Source organism: Idiomarina baltica OS145 (assembly GCF_000152885.1).
Classification (GTDB): domain Bacteria; phylum Pseudomonadota; class Gammaproteobacteria; order Enterobacterales; family Alteromonadaceae; genus Idiomarina; species Idiomarina baltica.
Genome location: NZ_CH672411.1, coordinates 9,460 through 19,984 on the forward strand (window position 1 = coordinate 9,460; position 10,525 = coordinate 19,984).

Below are 10,525 nucleotides of genomic sequence, written 5' to 3' on the forward strand. Positions count from 1 at the left end.
GCGCGATGCGCAGCGACGACACAACGCCACGGATTGAACCTGCTTCAAATACCAGTAAGAAATCGCGCCCAGCAGACTTAAGCGTGGCTGCTGTATCACCAATACGCGCTTTCTGTAGTTGTTTATATTCAACCTGCGGCAACTCATCAAGTTTTCTCATTAAGTCGCCAACAGTTAGATCCGCCCACGGGAGTTGGGTCGATTGACTCACTTGCATAGCATGACGGCTATGAAACTCGCGCAACGCGACTAAGCCCACAATTTGTTCATTACTATTCACGACACAAGCGTAACGAACCTTCGCAGAATTCATGAGCTGCTCAGCGCGGTCGAGACTTGTATTTGATCGTAGTAGTAACGGATCGTGGCGCTCGAAGTCATCGAACACATGCAAGGCGTTCGCATGCCAATCACAGTTGAAAGGGTCGCGAGCTTGCGAAGAGAGTGAAACGGCATCACCATGAGATACTGATTTAAGTGATTTAAACTCAGTCATAACGTACTCCTTAATTCCTAAAAATAAATGTCAATACAGCGGAATTAAACAGTCGTTGGTGGAGCCCTTAGTTGTGGGCGAATAAAATCAACGCCGGTAACAAACCGAACGGTGATTTGAACTCGCTCGTCTGTGATGGCTAAAGAGGGAGAAAAGTTCTGACTTGTAATAGCTGGCGAATGATCGGGTTGTTCTGAACCGATATCGTTAGCGCCAGAGGTTTGGATAATACCTTGGGAATGCTCAGCATGATAAACCGATAAATCACAATCAGAAGAGACGCTTTGAACGTTGTGCGCACTCAATGACGCCATCGCAGGTTGCGCGAGTAGCGAAATAGTGACAATGAGTAGAGCAAAAAATTTCCGATACATCTTAGCGTTCAGCTCTCAACTAATTTAACTTACAGCTTATGCAATCAACATGAGTCTTATAGATAATAAAAATGACTCTTCTTTGATCACAGTCATAGGTTTATACCTATTTAGAGGAAAACACAAGGAAATAGTTCAATGCAACTTTCTTTATATCAAGTTGATGCCTTTACAGATAGAACCTTCGGTGGTAATCCAGCAGCGGTGGTGCCTCTACTCGACCATACACTATCTGATGATATGCTTCAGTATATCGCGGAAGAGAATAACTTATCGGAAACGGCGTTTTTATCATCAACACGCTCGCCCAGTGTATTCGATTTACGTTGGTTTACCCCGGCGGCTGAAGTTGATCTCTGTGGTCATGCAACGCTCGCCGCGGCGTTCGTGGTCTTTAACCATTTACGCCCCGACATTGAGCAAGTCCACTTTAATACACGCAGCGGTAGTTTGATTGTCACGCGTACATCATCGGGGATGATGATGGACTTTCCTGCAACAGAACCCCAAGCGATTGCCCCGAATGCAGTTGTCAGCCATGGACTTGGTTGTGACCCCGTAGAAGTGTTACGTGGCTTTGATCATATTGCGATACTTGAAAATGCAGCGCAAGTGCGTGCTTTATCTCCTGACTTCAATGAATTAAAAAAGCTCGATTCGCGAGGTGTTGTCGCAACCGCAGTTGAAGGAGATGGGTTTGTCAGTCGTTGCTTTTTTCCAAAGCTTAATGTGAACGAAGACCCTGTTACAGGTTCAGCGCATTGCCAGTTAGCTCCTTTGTGGAGTAAGCGATTAAATAAGACGCGGGTTATTGGGGAGCAGCTATCGTCACGAGGTGGTCGCGTGATTTGCGAGGTTGAACAGGATCGCGTGAAGCTTTTTGGACAAGCCGTCGAATATTTGCGAGGAACAATCACGATTTAGTGGTTGGACCATGCTGTAATAACGCGTTATAACAGAGAGTATAAATTATGCGTGTATTTTACATTAAGCTAAACTATGCGCTGATGATTTAGGCAGTACACAAGCGAATAAAGTAGTCTCGCTCATGTGGCGATAACAATAACTTAAACTTCACAAGGAAAGCGCGATGAGAACTTACAAAACCTCACTGCTATATCGAGCCTTGCTAATGGCCGGTGTAGTCTCGCTGAGCGGTTGTAACTTTAGTAACGAAGTGGCTGAATATCAAGCTCCTGAAACTCCGTCAGAACCAGATTATAGTAGCCCCTTACCAGCACAAGATCCTTTATCAACATTTGACGATGACGATGAACTCAGTGCCGACATTCGCTGGACGACCTATGGTGTGCCCTACATAAAAGCGGATAACCTAGAAAGTTTAGGATTTGGCGTTGGCTTTGCTTTTGCTAAAGACAATATCTGTATTTTAGCGGACCAAATCGTGAAATTTAATTCGCAGCGCTCAATGTACTTTGGCCCACATAATCCGATTGGTTCGAATAATAATCAAAACTTAATAGATGATTTTGGCTTTCTTGCGCTAGGTATTCGCGATAACGCCGAACAGGGCTTCGATTCTTTGAGTGAAGAATCTCAAGCATTGTTGACGGGCTATGCGGCGGGATACAACGAATACCTGAGCGAGACAGGCGTAAACAACATCGATCCGACCTGCGCTGGGCAGCCTTTCGTACAAGAAATTACACCTATCGATCTGCTTACGTACGCACAGGGTGTTGCGCTACTGCCAGGGGCTAGCAACTTTACCGGAGCCGTCTTTGTTGCCGCGCCACCAAATCAGAGTTACATGCCACAGCCGGTTGCACCTTCTCAACAAGCAGTGACGCTGAATCCAGTTCATATTGAGATGCCAGAACCTAATCCAACGGAAATGGGCTCTAATGGTTGGGCTATCGGCTCAGAAATGTCTGCGACGGGGAACGGCATGGTGTTGGCTAACCCGCACTTCCCACATACCGGGAACCAACGGTTTTGGCAATTTGGAACGGAAATTCCTGGTGAATTAAAAGTCGTTGGTGGATCGCTATCGGGTATGCCCGGTATCGTCAATATCGGCTTTAATGAGCATGTTGCGTGGACGCACACGTTCTCAACGGCCAATCGGTTTGTCGTTCATCAGCTAGCGTTAGATCCAGAAGACGAAACGGGGACCCACTATCTAGTCGATGGTGAGTCGGTTCCGATGACAACAAAAACGCATCAGATCCAAGTGAATACGGGCAATGGCCTAATAACCCTTGAAAAAACCAGTTATCACAGTGAGTTTGGCACAATTATTAAAGTTCCTAATTCACCGCTAACTTGGGGTACCGACCCTTATGGGAAGGACGTAGCTTACGCGATCTATGATGCGAATCTGCCTAATTTTGAAATTTTCGATCACTGGTTGGCAATGAACCGCGCACGCAACATTGAAGAATATCGCCAGTCGTTTGTCGATTACACGGGCACGGTATTTAACAATGCCATGGCGGCTGACGAAGATGGTGATGTGTTCTTTACGGACGGCTCATCGGTCCCTAACTTGAGTGATGAGACGATTGCACAGTGGCAAAGCAACGCTGTTTTGCAGGGGATCAGTGCGTCGGCAGGGTTTCCTGTCGTTCCGGGGACTTCTGCCAGTCACAAAGCGGACGGAAAAATGCCTTTTAGCAAGGCTCCACAACTGCTTCGGAACGATTTCGTGCAGAACTCTAATGACAGCTTTTGGCTAACGAACCCCAATAATCCAATCGAAAACGTATCGCCACTTTGGGGACCTATCGGTAACCAACAGTCTTTGCGCTCTCGTTTGGGTCAAAAAATGTTAGCGGAAGGGGGCTCTGTTAATGGCTTGTTTAGTCGACAAGACATTGCAAATAAGCTCTTGAGCAACCGCGCATTTCTTGCTGAAGCGGTACTCGACGACTTAGTTGACCTTTGTACCGCACAAGGTAGTAATCCTGTCAACACTGCGGCTGGCGCAATGAGTATTAAACCTGGGTGCGATGTACTTGCACAATGGGATGGTACGATGAATAAAGACAGTGTCGGTGCGATGCTATTCCGTGAGTTTGCCTCAGAATGGTCGCGTAACCCGCAGTGGCAGGTACCCTACGATGCCTCGCAACCGCTAACAACCCCCAACGGTTTGAAGAAATCAACAGCGGTCTTGACGCTATTAGGCAATGCTATGGCGCGTATTCAGTCGGTAGGCTTGTCGATTGACGCCCCGTTGGGCGAGGTTCAATTCGTTGAGCGTGCGCTTCCAGATGGAACACCGAGTGGTAATCGTTTGCCCTGGGGTGGTGCCAATAACATCGAAGGGGGCTTTAACGTGTTCCGCGCAAACACGGGCTCTGATGGTACGATTTACCCGCGCTTGATTTATCCACAAGTGGAAGGCTCAAACCTAGCGGCAAATGGTGCTGGCTATCATATCAGTTATGGTTCGAGCTGGATGTTCACCATGGAGTTCACCGACGACGGTCCGCAGGCTCAAGGTTTACTGAGCTATTCTCAGTCTCGTAATATCCTGTCTGATCATTATATTGACCAAACTCAGCTGTACTCTCAGGAGCCACAACTGCGCCCGATTTGGTTTGATAATGCAGATATTGATAATAACGTCATTGAGGAACGAACTATCACGCAATCACAAGCGAATTAACATGACGTACCAAAACCCCAGCTTCGGCTGGGGTTTCTTTTTTCTGTCACTGACAATAGTGGTTATAAAGCGTATACTGCATGCATAGTAGTCAATATTTAATTTCAACTTATAAGAGAACTTATGTCAGAAACAAATTCGAACGGCCAATCCACCCCGACCTACGAGGTTGAAATACCAAGTAGGGAAGCGTTGCTTGGGTTGGTACAGAAGCACCTTAAACCTGTTTCGTTTGATGAATTTGTAAGTCATTTCAAGCTTGGTGATGAACGCCAACAAGTAGGCATCAAACGTCGCTTGCGAGCGATGGAACGTGACGGTCAGTTAGTGTATACCAAAGCCAATAGCTACGGATTACCAGACCGAATGCAATTGATTAAAGGGCGTATCATCGGTCACCGCGAAGGCTTTGGTTTTTGTCAGCCTGAAGAAGGTGGTGATGATATCTTTATTCCTCATCACCAAATGTACTCGGTACTTCATGGTGACGTGGTATTGGTTAAAGTGTCAGGCCAAGATCGCAAAGGAAAACGTGAAGGTCGTGTGGTGAGGGTTATAGAACCCCGTGATAACGATATCGTCGGACGTTACTTTGTCGATCATGATATGGGTATTGTTGTTCCTGATGATAGTCGCATTAACCAAGATATTTTGATCCCCAACCATGCGACCGCGGGTGCGCGTCACGGCCAATTGGTTGTGGTCAAGATTACACGAAGACCTAACAAACGAACTAGCCCCATTGGTGAGATTACCGAAATTCTCGGTGATCACATGGCACCTGGAATGGAGATTGAAGTCGCTATTCGAGAACATGACATTCCTAATGAATGGCCTGAAGGGTTAGATCAAGAGCTTAATAAAATAGCTGATGAAATTCCTAAGCAAGCGTATGAGGGACGTATCGATTTACGTGAATTACCGCTCATCACGATTGATGGGGAAGATTCTCGTGATTTTGACGATGCGGTCTTAGCGATGCCCGAAGAGAGCGGTTGGCGTTTATGGGTGGCGATTGCAGACGTGTCCTACTATGTGAAGCCCAATACGGTACTTGATCAAGAAGCGTGGAATCGAGGCAACTCCGTTTACTTTCCTAACAACGTGATTCCCATGCTGCCAGAAAAACTCTCGAATGGTCTTTGCTCCCTCAATCCGAATGTCGACCGGTTGTGTATGGTGGCTGAAATCGAAGTGGGGCCGCGCGGCAAGTTGAAATCATCGCGTTTCTATCCGGCAGTAATGAATAGTCACGCGCGCTTAACCTACACTAAAGTTAAACAAATTTTAGATGGTGATACAGAACTACGCGAGCAATACAAAGATGTATTAACGAATATCGAGTCGTTGCATAGCCTATATAAAGCACTGGCTTCGGTCAGGAAGAAACGCTCTGCGATCGAGTTTGATACGCAAGAAGTTCGATTTATTTTTAATGCCGAGCGTAAAATCGAGCGTATTGAACCGGTAAAACGTCATGTCGCACATAAAATCATCGAAGAGTGCATGATTGCGGCTAATGTAGAGGCCGCTAAACTGGTTGAGTCAGTCGACGATATCAATGCACTGTTTCGTGTCCATGAACCGCCCGCCGATGAGCGGTTGACTAACTTTCGTAGCTTCCTGGGTGAATTAGGTCTTGAATTAGGAGGTGGCGAAGAGCCTACGCCGACGGATTTCGGCAAGCTTTTGTCTGAGGTTCAACAACGCCCTGATCGAGAACTGATAGAGACGATGCTTCTGCGCTCAATGCAACAAGCAGTCTATCAACCTGATAACACAGGTCACTTCGGCTTGGCATTAAAATCGTATTCACACTTTACGTCTCCGATTAGGCGCTATCCTGATCTCATTTTACATCGCGCGATTAAGGCAATTTTAAAGCGCAAGGGCGAGTTTAAGGGCGCGTTGACCGGTGCATGGGCATATGATGATACTGAGCTCGATGATTTAGGTATTCATTGTAGCCACACTGAACGCCGTGCTGATGATGCAACGCGACAGGTGGATGAGTGGCTCAAATGTGAGTTTATGCAAGACCATATCGGCTCAAGTTTCACTGGTGTTATCGCGGCGGTTACAAACTTTGGTTTATTCGTGCGGCTTGATGAATATCAAATTGATGGTCTGGTGCATATCAGTAATTTAGGTGACGACTATTATCAGTTTGATAACACCAAAAATATGCTTGTGGGTGAAAATAGTCACCGCGTGTTCCGACTTGGCGATAAAGTCGAAGTGCGTGTTAAACAAGTCAATCTAGACGACCGCAAAATTGACTTAGAGTTGTTAAGTGCTGAGAGTCCTACAGGTAAATCTCGTATGCCGAAAGGCAATAAAGGACAGCAGCGTAACGCTAAAAAGGGTGACAAAAATAGCCGTGGTAAGCGCTCGAATAAGCGCAAGCCGTCAAGTAAGAAAACATCGGGTCAAAAAAATAGTCGCGGTCATTCAAGTAGTAAAGGGCGCAATAAATCATGAGTCAGAAAGTTACAGTTTTTGGTTTGCACGCGGTTCGCTCAGTGCTAACACAGCACCCCGATCGGTTAATAGAGTTATTTGTTTCACGTGAACGTCAGGATGCTTCCGTTGCTGAGGTGATAGGTCAAGCGGAGGCGATTGGTATTCGGCCTCAGTGGATACCGCGTCAAGCGCTTGATAAAAGAGCCGAGTTTGGTAACCATCAAGGCGTGGTAGCGACAATAAAAGCTTTACCGCCACTGAATGAGAATGATTTTTCAACATTGATTGAAAAAGCCCAAGGTGCCCCGTTATTTTTAGTACTCGATAACGTGACTGATCCACACAACCTAGGTGCATGCATGCGCACGGCCGATGCCGCTGGCGCGACAGCTGTGGTTGTGCCTAAGGACAAATCAGCACAGATTACGCCTACCGTACGAAAAGTAGCGTGCGGTGCAGTAGACAACATTCCTTTGGTTGTTGTAACCAACTTGGCACGTGCGCTTCGCACACTGCAAGATCTCAATGTGTGGGTGGTTGGTACAGCAGGTGAAGCCGATAAATCACTTTATCAAATCGATTTTAAGGGTCCGCTCGCATTAGTTATGGGAGCCGAGGGCAAGGGAATGCGTCGACTGACCCGTGAAACTTGCGATGAATTGGCATCTATCCCATTAGATGGCTCTGTAAGCAGTTTAAATGTATCTGTTGCCAGTGGGGTTTGTCTTTTTGAGGCGGTGAGACAGCGTCATGCCAATTAGCCGCCGTTTACTTCCGATAATTATCGCACTGGCACTGATTGGTTTACTGTTCCTCAGTTGGACGCCAAATTGGAATGAAAGTACCTTTGTGCGATCGACTAAGCCTTATGTCAGCATCAGTTATGAATCGAAAACAGATGAGGCGATTGTTAATCAGGTGCTCGAAGATTTACAGAATCGGTTTGATGTGAGACACGAATGGCATATCGAATCGGCGAAGAATGCGGAATATGCGATTCGTGTTGAAGTGGATAAGCAAGATGACTTCTTGACATTACAAGCCGACATCGTTCGGTCCGAGACGCCTCTTGATAGAGTCATGGTAAGAGGGCCAGAAGGCGTCAAAACTGAACTGGCAGGGCGGTTAGTATCTTTAGTGACCGACGAAGTCAGCGCAGCACACAAAGCGTCCCACCCTGAAGCGCGAGATTATTAATCATTGCATTTTGTGCATAAATTAGTTAAACTCGCGCGGCTCAAATCAGCCGTTTTATCTTTTTTAAATAGAGTATTCCTTGCTTCTATGTCAGTTTGGCTGAACTGAACAGAGGCTACTGAACCAAAAGGAAGCAGTAATGCGTCATTACGAAATCGTATTTATGGTCCATCCAGACCAAAGCGAGCAAGTACCTGGCATGATCGAGCGCTACAGCGAAACGATCAAGCAAGGTGGTGGCCAGATCCATCGTCTAGAAGACTGGGGTCGCCGTCAACTAGCTTACCCAATCAACAAGCTTCATAAAGCGCACTACGTGTTGCTAAACATTGAAGCGAACGCAGAAGTTGTTGACGAGCTGGAAACAGCCTTCCGTTTCAACGACGCTGTTTTACGTAACCTTGTTATGCGTAAAAAAGAAGCGATCACTGAACCATCTCCTTTAACTAAAAAGGAAGAGCGTAAAGGTGATAGCGAAGCCGCTTAATTGAGGTTTTGCTCCTTTAGCAACTATGAATCGACTTCATTTAACTGGACACGTTTGTAAACCTGCTCGACTCGAAAAGAGCCCATCAGGTATTGAGCACATCCAATTCTCTCTTGAGCACCGCTCAATGCAAGCAGAAGCAGGAATGAGCCGACAATCATTTGTTCGTTTACAAGTCATCATGAGTGGCGAAGGGCTTACGCACTGGTTGGATAAATTGACGGTGGGCAGTGAAGTACATACCGAGGGTTTCTTGCATCGTCATGAAGACAAGCAAGGGTTAGCCAAGCTAGTTCTTCACGCTCAGCATCTAGAAATGATTTAAGGAGGCCATAATGGCTCGTTTTTTCCGTCGCCGTAAATTCTGCCGTTTTAAGGCTGAAGGCGTAAAAGAGATCGATTACAAAGACATCGCTACGCTAAAAAACTACATCACTGAATCTGGCAAGATTGTTCCTAGCCGTATCACTGGAACGTCAGCTAAGTATCAGCGTCAGTTAGCACGTGCCATCAAACGTGCTCGTTATTTGTCTTTGCTGCCTTACACTGATTCACATCAGTAAGTTAGCAAAGGCTCGGATACCAAGATTTAGAGGTAGCGAAAATGAATATCATCTTATTAGATAAGATCGCTAACCTAGGTAGCTTAGGCGACCAGGTTGCTGTTAAGTCAGGTTACGCGCGTAACTTCTTGTTCCCACAAGGTAAAGCGGTTCCTGCAACTAAAGAAAACGTTGAGCTTTTTGAGCAACGTCGTGCTGACTACGAAGCGAAATTGGCTGACCAATTAGCTGCAGCTCAAGCGCGCGCTGAAAAAGTCAACGCTTTGGAATCTGTTACTATCGCTTCTAAAGCGGGTGACGAAGGTAAATTATTTGGCTCTATCGGTACTCGCGATATCGCGGACGCAATCACTGCGGCTGGCGTTGAAGTGAAGAAGAGCGAAGTACTTATGCCAAACGGCACGTTGCGTGAAGTAGGTGAGTTTGAAATCGAACTACACTTGCACGCTGACGTGTTCGCTAACATCACTGTAAAAGTGGTTCCAACTAAGTAATATGTTACTGAGTTATGAAAAGCTGCCTTAGGGCAGCTTTTTTTTTACCTGCCTTGTAAACCTAGCCTCGCACTAACGCGACTTACTCTATAAATTAGCTAATAAACTTTTTTCAGGGAGAGAACCTTGTCAGACAGCAACGACATAGAGTTAGCTGCCAATGGCGATAAGCATGCGTTTAGACGCTTATATGAGCGTTACGTACGTGGTGTCTACGGAATGGTGTTCAGGTTAACTGCTGATCGCTCACTGGCCGATGACTTGGTACAGGAAGTCTTTGTACAGGCCTGGCGTTCATTACCCAAATTTGATGGTCGAGCAAAGTTTTCAACGTGGCTTTTTAGTCTTGCTAATAATGTGGGTATTACAGAAATGCGAAAGCAGTCACGATGGTTTAAACGTAATGAGCGAGCCATTGACCATAATACGCAGGACGAAACTGACAGTAGCGACATTGATTTAGGCGAGCTCGATAAGTTGATCATCCGCTTGCCTGAGCAAACACGACAGGTTTTCGTTCTACATGCGTTACAGGACTATTCGCACCAGCAAATTGCTGACCTGTTACATATTGCCGAGGGTACGAGTAAATCCCAGTTTTTTCGCGCTAAGAAATTAATGCAGGAGTGGTTATGAGCAACGAAAAAGAGCAACAGTTAGAAGCACTTATTGCGCACCAACGAGAGACTCCTGACGCAATAGAGCCGAGTGATGACTTATGGCAGGGTATTGAACAGCGCTTAGAGGGGCAAACGACTGAACGCTTAGATGAGGACTCACGTACATGGTGGGCAGCAGCCGGTGGGGCGCTCGCCGC

General features: G+C 46.4%; 12 protein-coding genes and 1 pseudogene. 11 read left to right on the top strand and 2 right to left on the bottom strand.

The annotated features are described in order from the left end of the window. Both OS145_RS13465 and OS145_RS12640 read right to left on the bottom strand, forming a co-directional pair. The coding region (locus OS145_RS13465; RefSeq protein WP_006956997.1) for a CBS domain-containing protein at nucleotides 1-496 on the bottom strand (496 nt) is incomplete at its 3' end. 44 nt (nucleotides 497-540) lie between these two features. After that, entirely contained in the window at nucleotides 541-870 is a 330-nt protein-coding gene (locus tag OS145_RS12640; protein ID WP_006956996.1) for a hypothetical protein, read from the bottom strand. 138 nt (nucleotides 871-1,008) lie between these two features. On the opposite strand from OS145_RS12640, the gene OS145_RS12645 reads away from it, so the two are divergent. The 11 genes and pseudogenes from OS145_RS12645 to OS145_RS13470 form a co-directional block, all read left to right on the top strand. After that, nucleotides 1,009-1,794, top strand: a complete 786-nt coding sequence (locus OS145_RS12645) for a PhzF family protein (RefSeq protein WP_006956995.1) — start codon at nucleotides 1,009-1,011, stop codon at nucleotides 1,792-1,794. 166 nt (nucleotides 1,795-1,960) lie between these two features. Beyond that, the gene (locus OS145_RS12650) at nucleotides 1,961-4,504 is read left to right on the top strand and encodes an acylase (protein WP_006956994.1); all 2,544 of its coding nucleotides are present in this window, start codon (nucleotides 1,961-1,963) and stop codon (nucleotides 4,502-4,504) included. Nucleotides 4,505-4,627: 123 nt separating this feature from the next. Then, the gene (gene rnr / locus OS145_RS12655; protein ID WP_006956993.1) at nucleotides 4,628-6,985 is read left to right on the top strand and encodes a ribonuclease R; all 2,358 of its coding nucleotides are present in this window, start codon (nucleotides 4,628-4,630) and stop codon (nucleotides 6,983-6,985) included. Then, entirely contained in the window at nucleotides 6,982-7,728 is a 747-nt protein-coding gene (gene rlmB, locus OS145_RS12660) for a 23S rRNA (guanosine(2251)-2'-O)-methyltransferase RlmB (protein WP_006956992.1), read from the top strand. The genes rnr and rlmB overlap by 4 nt, the downstream gene beginning before the upstream one ends. Beyond that, nucleotides 7,718-8,164: a hypothetical protein gene (locus tag OS145_RS12665; protein WP_006956991.1), complete on the top strand. Its 447-nt coding sequence runs from the start codon at nucleotides 7,718-7,720 to the stop codon at nucleotides 8,162-8,164. Before rlmB ends, OS145_RS12665 begins: the two co-directional genes overlap by 11 nt. Before the next feature lie 139 nt (nucleotides 8,165-8,303). Next, the gene (gene rpsF, locus OS145_RS12670; protein WP_006956990.1) at nucleotides 8,304-8,651 is read left to right on the top strand and encodes a 30S ribosomal protein S6; all 348 of its coding nucleotides are present in this window, start codon (nucleotides 8,304-8,306) and stop codon (nucleotides 8,649-8,651) included. 25 nt (nucleotides 8,652-8,676) lie between these two features. After that, complete coding sequence (gene priB, locus OS145_RS12675; protein ID WP_006956989.1) at nucleotides 8,677-8,976, top strand: primosomal replication protein N; 300 nt, start codon at nucleotides 8,677-8,679, stop codon at nucleotides 8,974-8,976. A gap of 10 nt (nucleotides 8,977-8,986) precedes the next feature. Further along, on the top strand, nucleotides 8,987-9,214 hold the full coding sequence (gene rpsR / locus OS145_RS12680) for a 30S ribosomal protein S18 (protein ID WP_006956988.1): 228 nt from the start codon (nucleotides 8,987-8,989) through the stop codon (nucleotides 9,212-9,214). A gap of 41 nt (nucleotides 9,215-9,255) precedes the next feature. Beyond that, on the top strand, nucleotides 9,256-9,708 hold the full coding sequence (rplI, locus tag OS145_RS12685) for a 50S ribosomal protein L9 (protein ID WP_006956987.1): 453 nt from the start codon (nucleotides 9,256-9,258) through the stop codon (nucleotides 9,706-9,708). Between the two features lie 126 nt (nucleotides 9,709-9,834). Further along, the gene (locus OS145_RS12690) at nucleotides 9,835-10,344 is read left to right on the top strand and encodes an RNA polymerase sigma factor (protein WP_006956986.1); all 510 of its coding nucleotides are present in this window, start codon (nucleotides 9,835-9,837) and stop codon (nucleotides 10,342-10,344) included. After that, nucleotides 10,341-10,525 (top strand): annotated as a pseudogene (locus OS145_RS13470) (hypothetical protein); the annotation flags it as partial. The gene OS145_RS12690 and the pseudogene OS145_RS13470, both read left to right, overlap by 4 nt.

Bases quoted from the DNA above. Each gene is read 5' to 3' on its own strand.
- rnr (WP_006956993.1), top strand. From the start codon at position 4,628: ATGTCAGAAACAAATTCGAACGGCCAATCCACCCCGACCTACGAGGTT.
- rpsR (WP_006956988.1), top strand. From the start codon at position 8,987: ATGGCTCGTTTTTTCCGTCGCCGTAAATTCTGCCGTTTTAAGGCTGAA.
- OS145_RS12650 (WP_006956994.1), top strand. From the start codon at position 1,961: ATGAGAACTTACAAAACCTCACTGCTATATCGAGCCTTGCTAATGGCC.
- rpsF (WP_006956990.1), top strand. From the start codon at position 8,304: ATGCGTCATTACGAAATCGTATTTATGGTCCATCCAGACCAAAGCGAG.
- OS145_RS12645 (WP_006956995.1), top strand. From the start codon at position 1,009: ATGCAACTTTCTTTATATCAAGTTGATGCCTTTACAGATAGAACCTTC.
- OS145_RS12665 (WP_006956991.1), top strand. From the start codon at position 7,718: ATGCCAATTAGCCGCCGTTTACTTCCGATAATTATCGCACTGGCACTG.
- rlmB (WP_006956992.1), top strand. From the start codon at position 6,982: ATGAGTCAGAAAGTTACAGTTTTTGGTTTGCACGCGGTTCGCTCAGTG.
- priB (WP_006956989.1), top strand. From the start codon at position 8,677: ATGAATCGACTTCATTTAACTGGACACGTTTGTAAACCTGCTCGACTC.
- rplI (WP_006956987.1), top strand. From the start codon at position 9,256: ATGAATATCATCTTATTAGATAAGATCGCTAACCTAGGTAGCTTAGGC.
- OS145_RS12640 (WP_006956996.1), bottom strand. From the start codon at position 870: ATGTATCGGAAATTTTTTGCTCTACTCATTGTCACTATTTCGCTACTC.